Source organism: Sphingobium sp. TomTYG46, assembly GCF_055396345.1.
On record NZ_AP027324.1, the window covers coordinates 2,127,932 to 2,149,423 of the forward strand.

At 63.5% G+C, this 21,492-nt stretch carries 21 protein-coding genes, 1 tRNA gene and 1 pseudogene; 6 read left to right on the top strand and 17 right to left on the bottom strand.

Annotated elements, in window-relative coordinates; all coding sequences use genetic code 11:
- Positions 1 to 10 precede the first annotated feature (10 nt).
- The 4 genes and pseudogenes from kdpC to ACZ5YV_RS10810 form a co-directional block, all read left to right on the top strand.
- Positions 11 to 601 (top strand): potassium-transporting ATPase subunit KdpC, encoded by a 591-nt coding sequence (gene kdpC, locus ACZ5YV_RS10795; RefSeq protein ID WP_464787620.1) that lies wholly within the window; start codon positions 11 to 13, stop codon positions 599 to 601.
- A complete protein-coding gene (locus tag ACZ5YV_RS10800; protein WP_464787621.1) occupies positions 598 to 3,264 on the top strand; it encodes a DUF4118 domain-containing protein in 2,667 nt (888 codons plus the stop codon). The genes kdpC and ACZ5YV_RS10800 overlap by 4 nt, the downstream gene beginning before the upstream one ends.
- Positions 3,261 to 3,947: a response regulator gene (locus ACZ5YV_RS10805; protein ID WP_464787622.1), complete on the top strand. Its 687-nt coding sequence runs from the start codon at positions 3,261 to 3,263 to the stop codon at positions 3,945 to 3,947. The genes ACZ5YV_RS10800 and ACZ5YV_RS10805 overlap by 4 nt, the downstream gene beginning before the upstream one ends.
- A 408-nt stretch (positions 3,948 to 4,355) precedes the next feature.
- Positions 4,356 to 4,451, top strand: a pseudogene (locus ACZ5YV_RS10810) (IS5/IS1182 family transposase); the annotation flags it as partial.
- A gap of 49 nt (positions 4,452 to 4,500) precedes the next feature.
- On the opposite strand, the gene ACZ5YV_RS10815 reads toward ACZ5YV_RS10810, so the two are convergent.
- The 17 genes from ACZ5YV_RS10815 to mnmA all read right to left on the bottom strand — a co-directional run bounded on the left by ACZ5YV_RS10815 (position 4,501) and on the right by mnmA (position 20,506).
- A tRNA-Phe gene (locus ACZ5YV_RS10815) sits at positions 4,501 to 4,576 on the bottom strand.
- Positions 4,577 to 4,627: 51 nt separating this feature from the next.
- Positions 4,628 to 4,822, bottom strand: a complete 195-nt coding sequence (locus tag ACZ5YV_RS10820; protein ID WP_464787623.1) for a DNA gyrase inhibitor YacG — start codon at positions 4,820 to 4,822, stop codon at positions 4,628 to 4,630.
- Positions 4,812 to 5,801, bottom strand: a complete 990-nt coding sequence (locus ACZ5YV_RS10825) for a ribonuclease (RefSeq protein WP_464787624.1) — start codon at positions 5,799 to 5,801, stop codon at positions 4,812 to 4,814. The genes ACZ5YV_RS10820 and ACZ5YV_RS10825 overlap by 11 nt, the downstream gene beginning before the upstream one ends.
- A 5-nt stretch (positions 5,802 to 5,806) precedes the next feature.
- Positions 5,807 to 6,379 carry a Maf family protein gene (locus ACZ5YV_RS10830; protein ID WP_464787625.1) on the bottom strand — a complete coding sequence of 191 codons (573 nt, stop codon included), beginning with the start codon at positions 6,377 to 6,379 and terminating at the stop codon, positions 5,807 to 5,809.
- A gap of 12 nt (positions 6,380 to 6,391) precedes the next feature.
- Positions 6,392 to 6,610, bottom strand: coding sequence for a translation initiation factor IF-1 (gene infA / locus ACZ5YV_RS10835; protein ID WP_003049127.1), 219 nt, complete (start codon positions 6,608 to 6,610; stop codon positions 6,392 to 6,394).
- 59 nt (positions 6,611 to 6,669) lie between these two features.
- Complete coding sequence (locus tag ACZ5YV_RS10840) at positions 6,670 to 7,959, bottom strand: adenosylmethionine--8-amino-7-oxononanoate transaminase (protein WP_464787626.1); 1,290 nt, start codon at positions 7,957 to 7,959, stop codon at positions 6,670 to 6,672.
- A 64-nt stretch (positions 7,960 to 8,023) separates the two neighbouring features.
- Positions 8,024 to 8,440 carry a DUF4168 domain-containing protein gene (locus ACZ5YV_RS10845; protein ID WP_464787627.1) on the bottom strand — a complete coding sequence of 139 codons (417 nt, stop codon included), beginning with the start codon at positions 8,438 to 8,440 and terminating at the stop codon, positions 8,024 to 8,026.
- Between the two features lie 167 nt (positions 8,441 to 8,607).
- Positions 8,608 to 10,629 (bottom strand): M13 family metallopeptidase, encoded by a 2,022-nt coding sequence (locus ACZ5YV_RS10850; protein ID WP_464787628.1) that lies wholly within the window; start codon positions 10,627 to 10,629, stop codon positions 8,608 to 8,610.
- 102 nt (positions 10,630 to 10,731) lie between these two features.
- Complete coding sequence (bioD, locus tag ACZ5YV_RS10855; protein WP_464787629.1) at positions 10,732 to 11,346, bottom strand: dethiobiotin synthase; 615 nt, start codon at positions 11,344 to 11,346, stop codon at positions 10,732 to 10,734.
- Positions 11,343 to 12,467, bottom strand: a complete 1,125-nt coding sequence (locus ACZ5YV_RS10860; protein WP_464787630.1) for an 8-amino-7-oxononanoate synthase — start codon at positions 12,465 to 12,467, stop codon at positions 11,343 to 11,345. Before ACZ5YV_RS10860 ends, bioD begins: the two co-directional genes overlap by 4 nt.
- 105 nt (positions 12,468 to 12,572) lie before the next feature.
- Positions 12,573 to 13,253 carry a DUF2490 domain-containing protein gene (locus ACZ5YV_RS10865; protein WP_464789205.1) on the bottom strand — a complete coding sequence of 227 codons (681 nt, stop codon included), beginning with the start codon at positions 13,251 to 13,253 and terminating at the stop codon, positions 12,573 to 12,575.
- A 217-nt stretch (positions 13,254 to 13,470) separates the two neighbouring features.
- Complete coding sequence (locus ACZ5YV_RS10870) at positions 13,471 to 15,594, bottom strand: sodium-translocating pyrophosphatase (RefSeq protein ID WP_464787631.1); 2,124 nt, start codon at positions 15,592 to 15,594, stop codon at positions 13,471 to 13,473.
- Between the two features lie 252 nt (positions 15,595 to 15,846).
- Complete coding sequence (gene thiL, locus ACZ5YV_RS10875) at positions 15,847 to 16,761, bottom strand: thiamine-phosphate kinase (RefSeq protein ID WP_464787632.1); 915 nt, start codon at positions 16,759 to 16,761, stop codon at positions 15,847 to 15,849.
- 9 nt (positions 16,762 to 16,770) lie between these two features.
- A complete protein-coding gene (nusB, locus tag ACZ5YV_RS10880) occupies positions 16,771 to 17,217 on the bottom strand; it encodes a transcription antitermination factor NusB (protein WP_464787633.1) in 447 nt (148 codons plus the stop codon).
- Positions 17,218 to 17,383: 166 nt separating this feature from the next.
- The gene (gene hisD, locus ACZ5YV_RS10885; RefSeq protein WP_464787634.1) at positions 17,384 to 18,706 is read right to left on the bottom strand and encodes a histidinol dehydrogenase; all 1,323 of its coding nucleotides are present in this window, start codon (positions 18,704 to 18,706) and stop codon (positions 17,384 to 17,386) included.
- Entirely contained in the window at positions 18,696 to 19,358 is a 663-nt protein-coding gene (hisG, locus tag ACZ5YV_RS10890; protein WP_449474392.1) for an ATP phosphoribosyltransferase, read from the bottom strand. The genes hisD and hisG overlap by 11 nt, the downstream gene beginning before the upstream one ends.
- Before the next feature lie 41 nt (positions 19,359 to 19,399).
- On the bottom strand, positions 19,400 to 20,506 hold the full coding sequence (mnmA, locus tag ACZ5YV_RS10895; RefSeq protein ID WP_464787635.1) for a tRNA 2-thiouridine(34) synthase MnmA: 1,107 nt from the start codon (positions 20,504 to 20,506) through the stop codon (positions 19,400 to 19,402).
- A 123-nt stretch (positions 20,507 to 20,629) separates the two neighbouring features.
- Between mnmA and ACZ5YV_RS10900 the strand changes: the two genes are divergently transcribed.
- Positions 20,630 to 20,926, top strand: coding sequence for a hypothetical protein (locus ACZ5YV_RS10900; protein WP_196224785.1), 297 nt, complete (start codon positions 20,630 to 20,632; stop codon positions 20,924 to 20,926).
- Positions 20,927 to 21,033: 107 nt separating this feature from the next.
- The gene (sciP, locus tag ACZ5YV_RS10905; RefSeq protein WP_097092542.1) at positions 21,034 to 21,333 is read left to right on the top strand and encodes a CtrA inhibitor SciP; all 300 of its coding nucleotides are present in this window, start codon (positions 21,034 to 21,036) and stop codon (positions 21,331 to 21,333) included.
- The last annotated feature ends 159 nt before the right edge of the window (positions 21,334 to 21,492 follow it).

Below are 21,492 nucleotides of genomic sequence, written 5' to 3' on the forward strand. Positions count from 1 at the left end.
GGAACATTTGATGGGCAAGGACATCCTCTCTTCACTGCGTCCGGCAATCGTCATGACGATCCTGTTCGCCATTCTGCTCGGGATCGCCTATCCTCTCGCCATGACGGGTATTGGACAAGCGATCTTCCTCCGCGCCGCCAATGGCAGCCTGATCCGCGATGACAGGGGCCAGGTGATCGGATCGGACGTGATCGGCCAAGCCTTCACCGCCGACCGCTATTTCCAGACGCGTCCTTCGGCGGCGGGCAAGGGCTATGATGGCCTCGCCTCCGCTGGTTCCAACCTTGGCCCGACCTCCCGGGCGCTGGCGGATCGCGTGAAGGCCGATGTCGAAAAGCGGCGCGCCGAGGGTGTTGCCGGACCAGTTCCGGCCGACCTCGTCACGACCAGCGGTTCCGGCCTGGACCCCGACCTGTCGCCTGCGTCCGCCATGGCGCAGGTGTCCCGTGTCGCCCGCGTTCGCGCGCTTGACGAACGGCGGGTGCGCGATCTTGTCAGCCGCAATGTCGAACGCCCGTTGCTGGGCTTTCTGGGTGAGGCGCGCGTCAATGTGCTGGCGCTGAACCGACAGCTTGACCAGCTTGGCGGCAGCACGCGTTGAACCAACGGGATCGGCCTACCCCGGAAGCCTTTCTGCGCGCCGCAGCGCAGGAGGGTCGAGGCAGGCTGAAGATATTTCTCGGCGCGGCGCCCGGCGTCGGCAAGACCTATGAAATGCTGGTGCAGGGCGCGGCCCGGCAGAAAGTGGGGGTCGATGTCGTCGTCGGTGTCGTCGAGACACATGGCCGTGTCGAAACGCAGGCGCTAACGCAGGCATTGGAAATCCTCCCGCGCCGCTCCATCGACTATCAGGGGCACGCCCTGACCGAGATGGACATCGACGGCCTGCTGGACCGCCGACCGGTGCTGGCGCTCGTCGATGAACTGGCCCACACCAATGCACCCGAAAGCCGTCATCCCAAGCGGTGGCAGGATGTCGAGGAACTGCTTGACGCCGGGATCGACGTTTATTCGACACTCAATATCCAGCATGTGGAGAGCCTGAACGACGTCGTGGCCTCCTTCACCCGCGTGCGCGTGCGGGAGACCGTGCCCGACGGCATTCTGGAACAGGCTGAGATCGAGGTCGTGGACATTCCGCCGGCCGAACTGATCGAGCGGCTGAAGGAGGGTAAGGTCTATCTCCCGCAGGAGGCGACCCGCGCCCTTGCCCATTTCTTTTCCAAGACCAATCTGTCGGCGCTGCGCGAACTGGCGCTGCGCCGGGCCGCGCAGGCTGTCGATACGCAGATGCTGGAGGATCTTCGGGCTCAGGCGCTCGGCGGCACATGGGCAGGCAGCGAGCGCATATTGGTTGCCGTCAGCGAATTGCCCGGCGCCGAGGCGCTGGTGCGCGCGGCCAAGCGCATATCCGACGCCGCCCGCGCGCCGTGGAGCGTCGTCCATATCGAAACGCCCCGCGCGCAATATTTCGGCGAGCCGGAAATGCGCCGGATAGCCTCGGCGCTCAACCTGGCCTCCAGTCTGGGCGCGACAGTCGCCACAGTGCCCGCCTCCACGGTGTTCGAAGGCCTCAAAAGCTATGCCGACGAGGCGCGCGCGACCCAGCTGGTTGTCGGTAAATCCATCCGGTCGCGCTGGTTCGAGTTCCGGCACGGCTCGATCGTCGATCGGCTAGTGCGCGAAACGCCGGGCGTGGCGGTCCATGTCTTGCCGCTGGATGAAAGCGCCCCCGCCAGCCCTGCTGGCACACGCCAATTGAACCATTGGGGCAAGCCCGCCGGATATCTCTGGACCGCGCTGCTGGTCGTTGGCGTGACAGCCCTTGGATCGGCTCTTTTCCACATCCTCAACCTGGGCAATGTCGGCCTGCTTTATCTGCTGCCGGTCATGGTCGCCGCCAGCCTGTTCGGCCTGCGCACCGGGCTGTTTGCCGGGATCGCGTCCAGCCTTGCCTATAATTTCTTCTTCCTGCCGCCCACCGGCACGCTGACGATCAGCAATCCGGAAAATGTCATCTCCATCTTCGTCCTGCTGGGCGTGGCGATCGTCACCAGCCAGTTGACCTCCCGCGTTCGATCGCAGGCAGACCTCGCCGCTTCCAGCGCGCGGACCAACGCCGCACTCGCTGGCTATTTGCGGCAACTGACGGCGCTCGGCGACCGGGAGGAAGTAGGGCGAACCGCCTGCCAGGAGATCGGCCGCCTGCTCAAACTCCGCGTGCTTATCCTGGAACGACATCGAACGGGTCTGGTCGTTCAAGCCGCAAGTGAACCGGGCATCAATGTGGAAACGATGGAGCTAGCCGCCGCGCAGTGGGTGCTGGACACCGGCCAACCTGCCGGGCGTGGCACGGGCAGCCTTGCCGCATCGGATTGGCAGTTTCAGCCGCTGCGCGCGGGAGAGCATATTTTGGCCGTCATGGGCCTGGCGCGCGACGATGGCAGCGATCCGATCCGTTCGGACCAGCTTCCGCTGCTCACCAGCCTGCTGGACCAGACCTCGCTCGCGCTGGAACGGCTGCGCCTGGAAAGCGAGATGCGCGATGTCGACAAGGTGCGCGAGCGCGATCGGCTCCGCGCCGCGCTGCTGTCCTCCGTCAGCCATGACCTGCGCACGCCGCTGACGGCGATCCTGGGCGCGGCGGCCGAGTTGCGCCAGCGCAACGGCGATCCCCTGCTCGACACGATCGAGAGCGAGGCCGTGCGGCTCAATCGCTTCGTGGCGAACCTGCTCGACATGGCGCGGGTAGAAGCGGGAGCGCTGCGCCTGCATATCGAGCCGGTGGACCTGACCGACGCAGTGGGCGGGGCAGTCCATGACACGCGCCGATCGCTGGAGGGGCATCCGATCAAGCTTGACGTCCCCCCTGACCTGCCGCTCGTCAATGTCGATGCCCAGCTTTTCCATCATTGCCTGCTCAATCTGCTCGACAATGCCGGCCGCTATGGCGACCCCGGCACAGCGATCACGATCCGCACCGAACTTTCCGGCCGCGAACTCATCCTGTCGGTGCTGGACGAGGGGCCAGGACTTCCCACCGGACAGGAGAAGGAGGTATTCGAGACGTTCAAGCGGCTGGAGGGGTCCGATCGGTCGGTCAGCGGCACGGGCCTTGGGCTTGCCATCGTGAAGGGCTTCGCCGAGGCGATGGGCATGAATGTGGATGCGGGTAATCGGCCAGATGGCAAAGGCGCGCGGTTCAGCCTGCATTTCCCTGAATCCCTCCTCACCCGCGCTACGGAGCAGGACCAGAATATATGAGCAGCCAGCGGATTCTCGTCGTAGACGATGAAGTGCATATCAGGCGTCTGTTGCACGGTACGTTGACGCGCGCAGGCTATGACGTCGCCGAAGCGGTGAACGCGGCACAAGCGCTGGACGAGGCCCGGCGGACCAAACCTGACGCCATCCTCCTGGACCTGGGCTTGCCCGATCGTGATGGTCTGGAGATTGTTCAGTTGCTCAAAGCTGCGGTGGCCGCACCCATCATCGTCGTGTCTGCCCGCGAAGCGACCGAGCAAAAGGTCGCCGCACTCGATCTGGGCGCGCATGACTATGTCACCAAGCCCTTCGATAGCGAGGAAGTGCTCGCCCGCCTTCGTGCCGCGCTGCGCGAGCGCGTGGCGGCGCAGGGCGCCGCACCCGTGGTCCAGTCCGGCCCTGTGGAAATCAATCTTGCCAATCGGCGCATCATGCGTGACGGCGACGAGGTGCATCTGACCCGCAAGGAGTTCGAGGTCCTCACCCAGCTGGCTATGCATCCCGGCCGCGTCGTCACGCATCAGCGGATTCTGGCAGCCGCCTGGCCGCACGATCATGATCGCCGGATAGACTATCTGCGAATCGTCGTGCGCAATTTGAGGCAGAAGCTGGAAAAGGACCCTGCGCGGCCGTCGATGATCGTCAATGAACTCGGCATCGGCTACCGGCTGATGGCGGACTAGGCCCGGCCCGCCCTCCGCCCTCCAAATGCTATGAAAATACTATGGCGATCGGAAATCCGGCCGCTCGAAAGCATATGCGCCGATCCGTAAGTCCCATGCCGCCACGATGGAGGGCGCCATGCAGGCCAGGAAGACAAGCTTACGACAGGATCTGGGCCTGAGACTGGCCGGAATTTCCCTGATTGGCGCGAGCTGGTTCGGCGTCAGGCTCCTGTCCCGAGTGGTGAATCTTCCGCCGGAACATGAGGCGACCATGACAGAAATGGGTGTGGCGGCGGCGAGCTTCCTCGGCGCGACGAGCGGGGTCGCATTGTCGGTGATCGGGGCGCATATCTTCGACCCCGTCCCCCTATCGCCTCTTTGGGTCAGCGCTCCGTATCATGATGTAAAGAATCAGCGACTGCGCGCCGCGCTATTCCCGTCCCGCTCGACGCAGAGACGTACCGATGGCGTCATCTCATCGAAAACGACTTCTGCAAACTCACAGAGTTCACACGCGTTGCCATAGGTCCGGGCAATTCGCGAGAATAAATATTTATTTTCAGTGATTTAGTGGTGCCCGGGGACGGAGTCGAACCGCCGACACTGCGATTTTCAGTCGCATGCTCTACCAACTGAGCTACCCGGGCACGAGCGCCGGGGAGGACCACCGGCGGCGTTGAGAGGCGTGCCTATAGGCATCAATCCGGGGGGTTGTCCACCCCATCATGGTCGCTTTTTTTCATCTCGTCGGCGGCGGGGGTTCCGGGGACGGAATAGCCTTCGGCCAGCCATTGCAGCAGGTCGCGGTCACGGCAGGCCTTTCCGCAGAAAGGCCGCGTGTCGGGATGGGCTGGCTGGCCACAGATCGGGCAGGAGGATGATTTAGGCGACATGGCCCGCCGATATGGCAAGGGCCGGGTCCGCCTTCAAGCTGACGGCGCCGCCACGGCGGCGGGCGAGTTGCTCCAGCCAGTCGGTCGCCTTGTACAGGCGGTCAATGATGGGGGGCGAGGCGGTGATCGTCACCGGCCCGCCATTGCCTTCCCGTTCGGCACGGCGCAGCAATGCGAGAGCCGTCGTTTCGATCGGATCAGCCCGCAACAACTCCATGAGGTTCATCCGCTCGCGGCGGCGGATGACCTGGACGAAGCCGAAGCCGTTCACCGCCGTACGCTCAAAAGGGAGCGGCAGATATTTGTCGATCTGCGCCGAGGCGACAGCGCGCTCATCCTTGTTGTTCATGGTCGGCAGGTCGATACCGATCGACCCGGTCAGACCCATGCGACGGATCGCCTGCGCCGCCAGTTTCGCGCCCTTGGGGCCGAGCTTCGCGGGCGGCAGCGATCCGTCTACGTCGATCAGGATCATCGCGGGCGTCGGGAAGATGCGGAGCGCAGCTTCCTCCGTACCGATCTCGCCGGACACCGCCTCTTCCATCAATTCGCTCCAGCCATGGGCTTCGAAGCGATCCTCGCCATGGGCGGGGTATGGGGTGATGGGCAGGCCAGTGGCGCGCAGGCGCTGGAGGAGGCTGGGGGCCGGATGCACCTTGGAACCCGGCTGGGCGATGCGGGCCTTGGCCAGCTTGGGGCGGCCTTCCTCCGGGATGGCTTCGCGCAGGATTTCGAGAAAGACGGTAGCGCCTTCTGCGGTTTTTGGCGGGATGGGTTCGACCAGCACTTCCTCGCCCGAGATCAGGCGGGCGATGCCGCGCTTCTTGGGGATGATGGTGCGGACGAGCTTGCCCTGCATGACTGCACCGGCGCGGGCGCCATCGCCCTCACGCTCGATCTGCGCCTCGACCAAACGGCCCTTTTCGATCAGCGCGGCGCGGGCTTCGCCAATCCCTTCTTCATAGAGCCATTCGGCCATGTCGGTCAGTCCAGTGGATAGCCCGCTGCCTTGAGCAGCGCGCGGGTTTCGTAAAGGGGCAGGCCCATGATCGCACTATGGCTGCCCTGTATCGCACGGATAAGTCCGGCGGCGCGGCCTTGGATGGCGTAGCCGCCTGCCTTGCCGTGCCATTCTTCACTGGCGATATAGGCATCGATCTCGGCGCGCTCCAGACGTTTGAAGGTGACGATGTTGGTGGAAAGGCGGTGCCTTGCCCTGCCCTCGCCATCGATGAGCGTGATGGCGCTCAGTACGCGGTGGCGGCGGCCGGAGAGCAGCGAAAGACAGGCTCGCGCTTCGTCCTCCGCCTCTGCCTTGGGCAGGATGCGGCGGCCTGCCGCGACGACCGTATCGCCTGAAAGCACTAGTGCGCCGGGATGACGGGTAGCCACCAGCGCAGCCTTTTCAGCGGCCACTCGCGCGGCATAGGCGGCGGGCAATTCGCCTTTCAAAGGGGCTTCATCGAGATTGGCAGGGTCCACAGCATCAGGACGCACGCCGATCTGACCCAGAAGTTCACACCGTCTGGGAGAAGCCGAAGCAAGGATAAGCCGCATCGAAAAAGCGGCTTATTTGAAGCGGTAAGTGATCCGACCCTTGGTCAGGTCGTAGGGGGTCAGTTCGACCAGCACTTCGTCGCCCACCAGCACGCGGATGCGGTTTTTCCGCATCTTGCCCGCCGTGTGGCCAAGGATCTCGTGATCATTTTCAAGCCGGACGCGGAACATGGCGTTGGGGAGAAGCTCCACAACCTGTCCGCGCATTTCAAGCAGTTCTTCTTTTGCCATAATATCCTGGGGAAACCAAAAATCGCGCCGCCATAGCGGCAAAATGCGGAAAATGAAAGTCAGGCTGTTACGCCGAATACATCGCCTGCTTCCGACAAGGCCGCAAAGATGTGATCCAGCTGATCCACATCAGTGCAAAAGGGCGGCATCAGGTAGATGCTGTTGCCCAAAGGACGCAGCAAAATGCCCCGATCAAGGAAGAAGGCGCGGAGGCGGGGAGCGAGGTCGGACAGATAGCCTGCGTCCTGCGCGATGAGGTCGATCGCCACGATCGTGCCAAGCTGCCGGGCATTTTCGAAGGCGGGATGAAGCGCGAGCCTGCCGAGTCGCTCCGTCATATTCTGTTCAAGCGCGGCGATGCGGCCGAGCACATCCTCCTCGCGCCAGATGGCGAGGTTGGCCGCCGCCGCTGCGCAGGAGATGGCATTCGCCGTATAGCTGGACGAATGGTAGAAAAGCCGTGCCCGGTCCTGCGACTTGTGCGCGTCGAATATGCGGGCCGTGGCCAGCGTCGCCGCAAGCGGGACGGAGCCGCCGGTGATCCCTTTTGCAACGGCCATGATGTCCGGCACGACGCCCGCCTGCTCGCAAGCGAAGATGGTGCCAGTACGGCCCCAACCGGTCATCACCTCGTCGGCAATGAAGAGGACATCATGCCGCGCGCAGATTTCCGCCATCTGCCGCAGAATGGCAGGCGAGTAGATCAGCATCCCGCCAGCACCCAGCACCAAAGGTTCAACGATGAAGGCCGCCGGATGCTCCTTGCAAGCCGCTTCCAGCGCGTCGAGCGTCTGTTGCTCAGTACCCGGCGCGGGGAAGGGAATGATGCCGACATCGAACAGCAAAGGCGCCCATGCGGCGTTGTACACGCCGCGCTCGCCAACAGACATCGTGCCGATCGTGTCGCCATGATAGCCATGTTCAAGGACGAGTATGCGATGCCGGGGTGCGGACAAACCATCCAGCGCGCGATTGTGCCAGTAGCCGAGCGCCATCTTCAGCGCGACTTCGACGGAGGTCGATCCGCTGTCGGAATAGAAGACATAGGCGAGTGGGTCGCGTCCTTCCGCGCGGGGGGCGAGTTCGATCAGGCCGCGCGCAACCTCTTCGGCGGGCTCATGCGTGTAATTTGCGAAGATCAGCTGGTCGAGCTGCCCGGCTTGCGCCGCGATGGCCGCAGCGATGCGGGGGTGACAGTGGCCATGCGTCGTCACCCACCAGCTGGAAATGGCGTCGATGAGCGTGCCGCCATCCACCAGATGCAACAACGCACCTTCCGCACGAACGACATGCGGGATGGGCTCGTTAAGGCCGTGCTGGGTGAAGGGGTGCCATATAGGGGAGGTCATGGCGAGACGCTTAGATTAGCCCAAGCTTCAGGCCAAGCACCCTCCCCTATATTATGCGCTCCGCTTACTTGGCCGGGGCGGCCGGAGCAGCAGGGGCGGCTGGCGTCGCCGGTGTCGCAGGCGCGGCGGCCTGGATACGCTGCTGCAACGCCGGGTCGGCGGCTGCGGCCTGGCCGATCTCATTGAACTTTTCCGGTGCGATGCCCGATGCCTGCAATGCGGCGAGCATCTTGGGCTGCTTTTCCGAATCAGCGATGCTCGCGTCGGACTGGATCTTGGTCACTTCGACCGCAGCTGCCGCAAACAGCTTGATGTCAGCATCGCTGAATTTGCCCGCAGCTGCCGAAGGGGCCGCCGGAGTGGCGGGCGTCGCGGGCGTAGCCGGGGCGGCGCCCTGAGCCAGAACTGGAGCCGCTGCCAACAGAGCGACCGATGCCATTGCCGTCTTCAAAACCAGTGATGAACGAAAACCCGTCAACATGCTTCTCCTTGCGATTTGATGTCTCAAAGCTGTGGAAGAGCGCACGAGGTTTAAAGAGTGTTCCGGCGAAGCGTGAGATTTGAGGGATGACGGCGTGGGGCGGCGCAGCTCATCCCTCTCATCATCACGGCTCATCGCAGGACAGAATCGTTACTGATCCTCATCGTTCACCAGATTCTCACCCGATCCTGAGGCGCGAGATAGAGCTTGCTGCCGGGCGCAGGGTTGAAGGCGGCGTACCATTGATCGAAATTCCGCACGGTATCCGCCCGATATTGCGACGGCGAATGCGGGTCGGTCACCAGCCGCTGCCGCAGGTTGGGTTCGCGATAGTTGCGCCGCCATACCTGCGCCCAGCCGAGGAAGAAGCGCTGGTCCCCGGTGGTGCCGTCGATCACCGGCGCGGGCTCGCCGCCGAGCGACGCATGATAGGCGTCTAGCGCCACCGCAACGCCTGCCAGATCGCCGATATTCTCGCCCAGGGTAAAGTCGCCCTTCACATGCGCGCCGGGGAACGGTTCATACGCGTCATATTGCTTTACGAGCTTGCCGGTCAGAGCCTTGAAGGCAGCGACATCAGCATCGCTCCACCACTGGTTGAGCTTGCCGTTTTCATCATATTTGGCGCCCTGATCGTCGAAATGGTGGCTGAGTTCATGGCCGATCACCGCACCGATGCCGCCATAATTCACTGCCGGATCGGCATGGGGGTCGAAGAAGGGCGGCTGGAGGATGGCGGCCGGGAAGACGATCTCCACCATGGAGAAGTCCGCATAGGCGTTGATCTCCATCGGCGTCATCTGCCATTCCCAGCGATAAATGGGTTTGCCGAGCTTCCCCATCTGATAGTCGAACTCATATTGGTTCGCGCGCAGCGCATTGCCGAACAGGTCGCCCGGCTTCGTCTGGAGCCCGCTGTAATCCCGCCATTTTTCAGGATAGCCGATCTTTGGCGTGAAGGCGGCCAGCTTCTTGTGCGCCCGTGCCTTCGCGCCATCGCTCATCCAGCCGAGGCCGTCGATGCGGCGGCCCATGGCGGCGATCACATTTTGGACGAGCTGGTCCATTGCCGCCTTGGTTTCCGGCGGGAAATATCGGGCGACATAGATTTTGCCGACTTCCTCGCCCATCGCCTCTTTCACGAAACCGACGGCGCGCTTCCACCGCTCTTCGCGCTGCGGCGTGCCGGATAGAGTGGTGCCATAGAAGGCGAAGTCGGCGTCGGCGATCCGGTCGGGGAGGTAAGTGGCGTAGCTGTGCAGGCTGCGCAGGAGCAAGGCGTCCTTCAGCACGCCTATCGGTGTCCGCGCGATCAGTGCTGCTTCGCCCGTGATCGCCGTCGGCTGCGCGACGATCAGCGCCTGCGGCTTCAGGCCGTTGGCGGCGAAATAGGCCGGGAAGTCGAAGCCGGGCGCGGCTTTCTGCAAATCGGCGAGTGTCATGCGGTTGTAGGTCTTGTCCGCGTCCCGGCTATCGACCTGGGTCCAGTGGACCTTTGCCACTTCCGTTTCGAACGCCATCAGGGCAGTGGCGCGCGCCTTTGCGTCGCTCGCGCCCGCCAGTGTCAGCATCTGTTCGAGATGCGCAGCATAGGCGGTACGGATGGCCGCCATCTTCTCGTCAGGTTGCAGATAGAAGTCACGATCCGGCAGGCCGAGGCCCGATTGGCGGAGGTTCAGGATGTAGGTGTCGGGCGCCTTGTCATCCTGTCCCACATGGAAGGCGAAGGGTCCGGCGATACCGGCCCGCGCAGCCTCTGCCGCCACTCGGGCATACCCTACCTTATCCTTTACCGCCGCGATCTTCGCGAGCCAGGGCTTGATGGGGGTCAGGCCCTTCGCTTCGACGGTGGGGGCGTCCAGATAGCTGGCATAGGCGATGCCGATCCGGCTGGCGGGGTCGTTCCTCCCCTCCTCCAATATGCTTCGGGTGCGTTCGCGCGACAGGTCGTCAAGGACGTTGAACGCGCCATAATTGGACTTGTCGGCCGGGATCGGCGTGGCCCTGGCCCAGCCGCCATTGGCGTGAAGGTAGAAATCATCGCCCGGCTTGATGGCGGGGTCCATGCCCTTTTCGTCAAAGCCGTAACTGCCATAGGTCGGCTTGGCAGGCGGCGCCTGGTCTGCCTGCGCGGCGTTGGTCGCGAGCAGCAGAGCGCCAATCGCGGCGCTCATCAGAAGATTTTTCATCGAAGCATCCCTTGCTTGATCCGATCATGGCAATTGACCCGGCGCAGGGCGACAAGTCCATGTCATTTGTCGAAAATCGCGCAAAATCGGCTGCGGCCGTCTTCAGGGCAGACGGATATTCTCGGCGAAAGCGGCCTTCAGGCTGGCGGCGTCCAGCGGGTCGAGGCGCGGGAGACGGCCGAGGCTTGGCACTTTGGCAAGCAGAGGGATGATCCGCTCATTCTCCTCATGAGGATCGCCGATGAACGCGATGCCCGCGAGGGACACGCCCCGGTTGCGCAATGCCTCGATGCTCAGCAGACTGTGGTTGATCGTGCCGAGCGCGGTGCGGGCGCAAAGGATGACCGGCAGCTGCCAATGGGCGAAGAGATCGGCCATCAGCAAGGTTTCGCTGACGGGCACCAGCACGCCGCCTGCGCCTTCCACGACCAGCGGCCCGTCCACCTGGGGCAAGGCGAGCTTGTCGAGACGCACTTCAACCCCGTCGACCCGCGCCGCGAGATGGGGCGAAGCGGGGGTGGTGAGCCGGTAGGCTTCCGGCAGGATGTGCGCATTGGGGATGCCGCTTAGCCGTGCGACCGTTTCCTTGTCTCCTTCGGGATCGACGCCCGCTTGCACCGGTTTCCAATAATGCGCGCCGAGGGCTTCCGCGAGCCCGGCAGCGAAGACTGTTTTGCCGATGTCCGTATCGGTCCCGGTGACGACGAAGCGCGTCATGCCATCACCCTTTGCAGCTCTTCGCCAAGAGCCGCCACATCGGCGCGGCCAACATTCAATGTCAGGGAGATGCGCAGACGGCTGGTGCCCGGCGGCACCGTCGGGGGTCGGATGCCGCGCACGTCGAAGCCTGCCTCCTGCAGCGCGGTGGCGGCGGCCATGGTGCGTCGGTCTTCGCCCAGCAGCACGGGGACGATGTGGGTGCGCGGCGCAGGCAAGCCCAGTGGCGCGCAGATGACTTCGGCGGCATCGACGCACAGGGTCTTCAGCCGCGCGCGCAAGTCATCCGCCTGCTCGATCCGATCGAGCGCGGCCGACGCCGCCACCGCCATCAGCGGCGAGGGCGCTGTGGAGAAAATGAAGGGGCGCGCTCGGTTGATCAGATAGTCGATGATGATCTGCGGCCCGCAAATCAGTGCGCCTTCCACGCCCATGGCTTTGCCGCAGGTGTGAAGCGTCACGACATTATGCAGCCCGTCCAACCCGGCGGACAGGCCCCGGCCGCTGGGACCAAACACGCCCGTTCCATGCGCTTCATCCAGGATCAGCATCGCGTCATGCTGCGCGGCCAGTTTTGCGAGATCGGCCAGAGGAGCCGTGTCGCCGTCCATCGAATAAAGCGTTTCAACCGCGATCCATATGCGGCCCTTGCCACCTTCCTCGCGCCAGGCGGTGATCAGGTCGGCGAAGCTCTGCACATCATTATGCCGGGCAAAGATAGTGGCGGCCTTGGACAAACGGATGCCGTCATGGACGCTGGCGTGGATCAACTCGTCCGCGACGATCAGGTCGCCGCGCTGCGGCAATGTCGAAAACAAGGCGCAGTTGGCGGCAAAGCCATTGGCGAGAAACAGCGCCGCCTGCGTCCGGAAAAAGGCAGCCGCCTTCGCCTCCAGCCCTTCATGCTCGGGCGCATTGCCGCGCAGCAGGCGGGAGCCGCCCGATCCTACAGGCACGCCACGCGCCACCGCGTCCGCCACGGCCTGCCCGATCAGCGGATCGGACGCGAGGCCCAGATAGTCGTTGGAGGCAAAGTCACGCCCGGCGCGCGGCACCAGACGGCGCAGGCGGCCGCGCTTTTCAAGGGCCGCCAGTTGCGATCGGAAGGGTTCGCTGGTCATGGCGCGCCCTATAGGCCCGCGAGGGGCAGAGGGGCAAGCTGGAGCGCCGCCGCTTCATCCGTCGGGCGGGGAAAGGCACCGCCCTCCCCCGCTCCGGTGCGAAAATCAGAAGGAAAAGCTCAGCGAAAGCGACGCCACATTGTCGTTGGCGTCGTCGGCATGCGGACGGAAGCCATGCTGATGCAGATAGCCGATTTCCGCATTCACATTCTTCGCGATCGGGGTCGTGATGGCGATCATGTTCCGCATCCGCTCCTCACCCTCGACCCGCTGAAAATTGGTGGTGTTAAGGTCGATGAAGCTTTCATGGCTCAGCACCAGCGCGGTCTTGCCGCCTTCCTTGAAGGGCAGCACATATTTGACATAGGGGCGGAAGCGCCAGGCCGTGCCATCGACGCCTTCGCGCCAGCGCTCTTCAAGGCGCAGGCGGGCGCTGAGCTGGCCGGGACCGATCTTCACGATATTGTCGAACGTCACCTGCTGGCGGCCGCGATGTTCCATCACCGAGAAGTCACCGGCATTGTAATTCGGATCATGGGTATAACCCGCCCAAACCGTCACCTTCTTGCTGACCTTGTAGCCGATAAACGAGTTCATCTCGACCTCGTACAGACCGTCGCGGTCGTTGCTGAACCGGGCGATCACCTCCTGCGAGAAGCGCCATTTGTCGCTCAGTTTCACAGTGGCGCTAACGCCGGTCCAAAGCTGGTCATCCTCCGTGGCATGCGCCACAGCCGGAATGGCCAAAGCCACCAGCGCAGGCGCCAGTTTCAAAATCGGTCGCATCATAGTCTCCCTCCGCCCCATGGCGTCGGGGCGCGACTATGACCTTTATGTGACAACGTCATTTCTCTTTTATGTAATATTTGTGACTATTGTTTCTGTAGCGTGACCGATAGCGGCAACCGTCAAAGCCGATTTGATCGGCCTTCCGACTTCGCATAAAAAATGACCCCGCCCCATGACAGGGCGGGGTCATTATCCTTTTCCTTGCGAAATGCCGTCAGACGCCGTGCGCCAGCGCGGCGAGCAAGAGCAACGCGACGATGTTCGTGATCTTGATCATCGGATTGACCGCAGGCCCGGCGGTGTCCTTGTAGGGATCACCCACGGTATCGCCGGTCACCGCTGCCTTGTGCGCCTCCGACCCTTTACCGCCATGGTTGCCATCTTCGATATATTTCTTGGCATTGTCCCATGCGCCGCCGCCCGATGTCATGGAAAGGGCGACAAACAGTCCCGACACGATCACGCCCAGCAGCAATGCGCCCAGCGCCGCAAAGCCATTGGGTGTTCCGGCAACGGCAGAGATCGCGAAATAGACGACGATCGGAGCCAGCACCGGCAACAGGCTGGGGATGATCATCTCCTTGATCGCCGCGCGGGTGACAAGGTCGACAGTGCGGGCATAGTCGGGCCGTGAGGTCCCTTCCATGATGCCGCTGTTGGTGGCGAACTGGTCGCGAACGTCCTTCACCACGTCGCCCGCCGCGCGGCCGACTGCGGTCATGCCCATTGCGCCAAACAGATAGGGTAGCAGCGCGCCCAGCAGCAGGCCGACGATGACATAGGGATTGGACAGGCTGAAATCGACCGGCTCGGTCAGGCCGAGGGCCGAGTTGTAGAATTTCAGATCTTCCGTGTAGGCGCCGAACAGCACCAGCGCGGCAAGCCCGGCTGACCCGATGGCATAGCCCTTCGTCACCGCCTTGGTCGTATTGCCCACAGCGTCCAGCGCATCGGTCTTGCCCCGCACGCTGTCGTCGAGATGCGCCATCTCTGCGATGCCGCCCGCATTGTCGGTGACGGGGCCATAGGCGTCGAGCGCCACGACCATGCCCGCCAGCGCCAGCATCGCTGTCGCCGCAAAAGCAATGCCGATCAGGCCCGCCAGCTGATGCGCCACGATGATCCCGGCGACGATCACCAGCGTCGGCAGCGCGGTCGCTTCCAGACTGACTGCCAGCCCCTGGATCACGTTGGTGCCATGACCGGTCTCGGACGCGCGAGCGATGCTGCGCACCGGACGATAGTTGGTGCTGGTATAATATTCCGTGATCCAGACGATCAGGCCCGTAACGGCAAGGCCCACCATCATCGACCAGAACAGCGCCATGCCGGTGTAGCCGCCCGCCCCGTCCAGATCGGTGCCAAAACGCACGTTGAGGTCGCCCAGCGTGAACTGCGTGACGAAATACAGCGCGGGGATCGAAAGGATCGCCGTTGTCCAGAAGCCTTTGTAGAGCGCCCCCATGATCGACTGGTTGGAACCAAGGCGCACCATATAGGTGCCTATGATCGACGTGATGATGCACACCCCGCCGACGATCAGCGGCAGCGCCATCAGCCGTTGCAGGAAGATGTTATCGACCCCACTCACCAGCAGTGCCGTCAGCACCATGGTCGCGCCAACGGTGACGACGTAGGTTTCGAACAGGTCGGCCGCCATACCGGCGCAGTCGCCGACATTGTCGCCCACATTGTCGGCGATCACGGCGGGATTACGTGGGTCATCCTCGGGTATACCTGCTTCCACCTTGCCCACGAGGTCGGCGCCGACGTCCGCCGCCTTGGTAAAGATGCCACCGCCCAGGCGCGCAAAGATAGAGATAAGGCTAGCACCGAAGGCCAACGCGACCAGAGAGTCAATCACCAGACGATCGTCAGGCGCATGACCTGCGGGTCCGGTCAGATACCAGAAGAAGACACTGATCGCGAGCAGCGCCAGACCCGCCACCAGCATGCCGGTGATCGCGCCAGCACGAAAGGCGACGGTGAGGCCGCTCTGCAGCGTCGTGCGTGCCGCTTCGGCGGTGCGGACATTGGCGCGCACCGAAATGTTCATGCCGATGAAGCCAGCCGATCCGGACAGGATCGCCCCGATCAGGAAGCCGATTGCGGACGTTGCGCCCAAAAAGAAGAAGACGATCGCCGCAACCACGACCCCGACCATGCCGATGGTCATATATTGGCGGCTGAGATAGGCCTTTGCCCCTTCCTGGATCGCCCCCGCGATAGCTTGCATGGTTTCATTACCGACGGAGGCCGCCAATACCTGACGACTGGTTATCAGGCCGTAGAGCAGGGCTAATAGCCCGCACCCTATGGCGATATAGACAATCTGCATGGATGTTCCTCTCCCCCTGTTTTTGCTGTCATCGGCCGCTCCGCAGGGAAAAACGGGCGGGCGAAAGGCATAAGCGCGCGCGGCCGGAATTCACGCATCCGGCATCAGGCACCGCGTCAATCAGCATCAAGGTTACGCGCATCATGGGCGTCCAACCGGGCTGAGAAAAGGATGGACGGAAGCTACAGACAGGACGGGCGACGTCAAGCCGTTACGAAACGCATCCGAATCAGGGCCTTGCGGCGTCCCGGCTTAGCCATGTTCCCAGCCAAGCCGGTCGGGCAACGGCATATCTGCGCCGTCGATGATCAGCTTCAGCCCCGACCCCGATGAGAAACGACCCACCGGAATGGCCCGTACTGGCGGCTTTGTCGTGGGCGACAGTGCGAACAGCAGTTCATAGTCATCGCCCGCCCGCGCCGCTGCGATCTGAGCGGCAGTGCTGCCGCCGCTCACCAGCTCCAGCGCCGGGGAAAGCGGAACATGATCGATGGTGACAGCCAATCCGCTAGCCTGCGCCATGCGGGCGGCATCGATCAGCAGGCCGTCGGACACATCCATCATCGCATGGACTTGGCCTGCAAGCAGCGCGCCTTCGGTGAGCCGGGGCCGGGGGCGGCAATAAGCCTCCACCAACGGCCCTGATGCGGCGGCGTTCGCGCGGAGCAGTTCAAGCCCCGCTCCGGCATCGCCAACGGGACCCGTCAGATAGAGACGATCACCTGCGCACGCGCCGCTACGGGCGGGCACGGCACCGCTTGTCTCACCAATCGCCGTCAGACTGTAGCTGCGCGGACTGCCGTGCGGCATCTGCACCGTGTCGCCGCCCAATAGCGGCATGGCATGACGGCTGAGCGCCTCGCCCAGCCCCTCAAGAAAGGCCGCGTCCCAGCCATCGTCGCCCGACAGCGCGTAATTGAGCAGGCAACCCACGGGCCGCGCACCCTTGGCGGCAAGGTCGGAGAGGTTCACGGCGGCAAGCTTCCAGCCAATGTCCGCAGGGGGATCGCCGGGGAGATAATGCACCCCCTCCACCATCGTGTCGCTGGTGAGTATCAGGCGGGCGCCGCCCACGTCCAACACCGCCACATCGTCCTGCAAGCCGCGCGCGGCGGGATCATTGGCCAGCAGGCGCAGGAGGGTCAGGAAGCGGGTTTCAGCGGACATAATTGACCGTTACTGGCGCACATCCTTCGCCACGCCATCCAGCAGGCCGTTGACGAAACCCGCCTCGCGCTTGTCGTAAAACGCATGAGCGACATCGACATATTCGCTGATGACCGTGCCGGTCGGTACGTCCTTGCGCGCGATCAGTTCATAGGTGCCTGCCCGCAAGATCTGGCGCATCGGCTTGTCGAGCCGCTCAAGGCTCCAGCCCTTGGACAGGCGGGCGGTGATCATGGCGTCAATTTCGCCGCGCCGCTTGTCCACGCCGGTCACGACATCGTCGAAAAAGCTCTCTTCCGCATCAGCATAGGTCACGTCTTCGATGGTCGCGCCCAGCCGGTGCTGATGGAATTCATGCAGCAGGGTGGCGAGGGGCGTCCCTTCCATTTCCAGCTGGTACAGCGCCTGCACTGCGGCAAGCCGGGCTGCGGAGCGGGATTTGGAGCGTTCGGTCATCGGGATTCCATATAGCCGTGCGGGCTGGGCCTGTCGAAGCCCTGCCCTTCTTGAAGAAAATACTGCCCTTCGACAAGCTTGGGGCGAACGGAAGTTATTTAGAGCGGTTTTCGATCTGATAGGATCAGATCGAAAACCGCTCTAACCCTTTGTTTGCCGCGATTTCTTAACCAGCGATCGATTCCGATCGCTTGGCAATCGCTCTAAGCCGCACCGCCACCGAGGCGGCATGGGCAGGAAGCCCCTCCGCCTCCGCCAGCGCGACTGCCGCCGGGCCGATGGCGTCGATCGCAGCCTGATCAAGGCTGAGGAAGCTGGTGCGTTTCATGAAGTCGAGCACTGAGAGTCCTGAGGAAAAGCGCGCGCGCCGTCCCGTGGGCAGCACATGGTTGGGGCCTGCGACGTAATCGCCGACGGCTTCGGGCGTCATGCGGCCCAGAAACACCGACCCGGCATGGCGGACCTGCGTAAACAGGGCGTCGGGATCATCCACCGCCAGTTCCAGATGCTCGGCAGCGAGACGGTTTACCAGCGGCATTGCTTCTTCCAGATCGCGCACGAGGATGATTGCGCCGTTTGCCGCCCAGCTGGTCGTGGCGACTGCCTGCGTCGACAATAGCGGCAGTCGCTTTTCGACGGCCACCGCCACCGCATCGGCGAAAGCGGCATCGTCTGTAAACAGGATCGACTGGCTGGTCGGATCATGTTCGGATTGGCTCAGCAGGTCAGCGGCGATCCAGTCCGGATCATTTTTCCCATCGGCGACGACGACGATCTCTGACGGTCCTGCGACCATATCGATGCCGACTACGCCATAAAGCTGACGCTTGGCTTCGGCGACCCAAGCGTTACCGGGGCCTGTGATGACATCGACCGGATTTATCCGATCCGTGCCATAGGCGAGCGCAGCCACGGCCTGCGCGCCGCCCACGCGCCAGATTTCCTCTATTCCCGCAATGCTGGCAGCGGCGAGGACGAGCGGGTTGATCACGCCATTGGGCGTCGGCGTCACCATGGCAATGCGTGACACGCCAGCCACCTTGGCGGGAATGGCGTTCATCAAAAGCGAGCTGGGATAGGCCGCCCGGCCGCCCGGCACATAAAGCCCGGCCGCATCCACCGGCTGCCAGCGCGCGCCCAGCCGTACGCCAGCGCTGTCGGTGCCGTCGCTGTCCTGCGGCCGCTGCTTTTCGTGATAGGTGGTGATCCGCGCCGCTGCCAGTTCCAGCGCATCGCGCAACTCAGGCGAGATGCCATCCAGCGCGGCGCGGCACTCGGCAGGGGTAACCGCCCAGCCGCTTGCCTCCAGATCGTGCCGGTCGAACCGGCTGGTGTAATCGGCCAGCGCGGCGTCGCCTTCTGCGCGGACGCGCTTCAGGATTGCCGCGACGTCGCGCGACACATCTTCATCCGCCTCGCGCCGGGCATCGACCAGCGCCTTGAAGGCGGCGGGGAAATCAGCGTCGCGGCTGTCGAGCCTAAGCGGCATCGCGCTTCCCCACGGCCTTGCGGAAGCTTTCCACCAGCGGCGCCAGTTCCGCCGATCGCATCTTGTAGGCAGCGCGATTGACGACAAGGCGCGCCGACACCTGCATGATGACATGGGTTTCGACCAGCCCGTTTGCCTTGAGCGTCGCGCCTGATGATACCAGATCAACGATCCGACGTGACAGGCCGAGCGAGGGCGCGAGTTCCATCGCGCCGTTCAGCTTGACGCATTCGGCCTGAATGCCGCGCGCCTCATAATAGCGGCGCGTGAGGTAAGGATATTTGGTGGCAACCCGCACATGGCTCATCGCCGCCTCATCCTCGCCCGCAAGGTCAACGGGTTCAGCGACCGACAGACGGCAATGACCAATGTCGAGGTCGACCGGCGCATAGAGTTCCGAATAGTCGAACTCATCGACCACGTCCGACCCGACGATGCCGATCTGCGCCGCGCCATGGGCGACGAAAGTCGCGACGTCGAAGGCGCGCACGCGAATGATCGAGATATCGGGCCGGTTGGTGGCGAAACGTAACGCCCGGCTTTTCTTGTCATGAAATTCCGCTTCAGGCTCGATACCGACGCGCGCGAGCATCGGCAGCGCTTCATCGAGGATGCGGCCCTTGGGAATGGCGAGTGTGAGCGGACGAGTCATGACCGGCGGGCCTTAGCCGCGCGCGCCACAAAGGACAATATTCATGCAGCTTGCGCCAGTGCAGCCTCGGTGGCCTCGATCCAGCCACCGCCCAGCACCCGGTCGCCCGCGTAGAGCACGGCGGCCTGACCCGGCGCCACGCCATATTCGGGTGCGTCGAACATCAGGCGATCACCCTCCAGCCTTGCCGGAACAGGCTTTGCCATCGACCGCACCTTGGCCGTCAGCGGCCCGCTGAAGTCGCCGCCAAGCCAGTTGATGTCGCTCAGCCGCGCCGCTGACACCGCGAGCGCCGCTTTGGGTCCGACGATCACCCGCCGAGCATCGGCGTCCAGACGGACGACATAGAGCGGCTCGGCCTGCCCGCCGATCTCCAGCCCCTTACGCTGGCCTACGGTGTAGTGGATCAGCCCCTTGTGCGTGCCCATGATGCGGCCGTCGATATGGACGATCTCGCCACCTTCGTCCGCATCCGGGCGCAGCTTGCGAACCACGCCAGCATAATCGCCATCGGGTACGAAGCAGATGTCCTGGCTGTCCGGCTTCAGCGCCACCGACAGGCCAAGTTCTGCGGCGATTTCCCGCACCTGCGGCTTGGGGAGGCCGCCCAGCGGAAAGCGCAGATAATCAAGCTGTGCCTGCGTCGTGGCGAAAAGGAAATAGCTCTGGTCCCGCGCGGGATCGGCCGCGCGGTGTAGTTCGGCGCCCTGCGCGCCTTCGACGCGGCGGACATAATGGCCGGTCGCCAGACAATCGGCGCCCAAATCGCGCGCGATCTGGAACAGGTCGGTGAACTTCACCCCCATATTGCATTTGACGCAGGGTATGGGCGTCCGTCCGGCCATATATTCATCGGCAAAACCGGCGATCACTGAATCCCGGAAACGACTTTCATAATCGAAGACATAATGGGCGATGCCGATACGGTCGGCGACAGCACGCGCGTCGCGTATATCCTGCCCCGCGCAGCAGCTGCCGGTGCGGCCGACAGCCGCGCCGTGATCGTAAAGCTGTAGCGTAACGCCGATGGTTTCGGCGCCCGTGCGCGCGGCAAGGGCGGCGACGACGCTCGAATCGACGCCGCCAGACATGGCAACGACGATTCGCCGCTTCGCAAGCGGTTCAGGCAACTGGAACTGAGGCTGCATGGCCGGGCATATAATCGTCCGCGCCGTTGCATTCCAGCGGGATTCCACGCCGCGCGCTGTAAAGCGTCGTTTCGGCCGTGCGAGTTTACCGGACCTTATCCTTTTTTCGCTACCTCCCTTCACATGGATTTTGGTTTCCTTCGGGCAGGCGGGCTCAAACCCGCCAATGCCAGACCCGTCAGTCGGCCGCATGCGCCGGTCTGGCCGCTGCTGCGCGCCGCTTCGGCGGCGGAGCAGGCGGCCAGCCCGACCGCGCGGGCGGTGGCCGGGGTCCTGCGGGGGCAGGACGAGACGAGCGACTGGATCCAGGATTTGGCCGAAGTGTTCGCGCCACGTCCGGGCGGCATGATCGAGGCCGCACGCCCAACGGGAAGTTTCAACCCGTTGATCGCGCAGCATTTAAGAGTGGGACAAGGATGATGAAGGGGGCGTTTACCGTGGCGCTTTAGCTGATCTTCAGGGCTGACGCGCATACCGGTTGCCGCTGCTGAATTCGGCAACGCCAGTGCCGCTTTTTGAGGGTGAGAATGATAGAAAATCAGAAAATCCGACCTGCTCAGGTCGTCGGGCCGCTCGGGGAACCCTTGACTCTGGAGAGCTTGCCTCCCGCGAATACGACGCGCTGGGTCGTCCGTCGCAAGGCCGAGGTGGTCGCCGCCGTCAATGGTGGTTTGTTGACCGTCGATGAAGCCTGCGCGCGCTATTCGTTGACGCTTGAGGAATTTGCGGGCTGGCAGCGCGCTGTCGATCGATCGGGCATGCACGGCCTGCGCGTTACGCGGATCCAATATTACAAGTCGCTCTACGAACGGCAGCAGAAATACTGATCCTCCTTGTCCGGCTCAACGCCGGATAGCGAAGGATGCAGGCACATCAAGGGCCGCCGGATGCAAATCCGGCGGCCCTTTCGCTTGGATCGCGCACCGATTCACCAGCCATTGTCAAGCCAGAAACATTTCCCAGGGAACGCGAAGCCGACTTCGCCG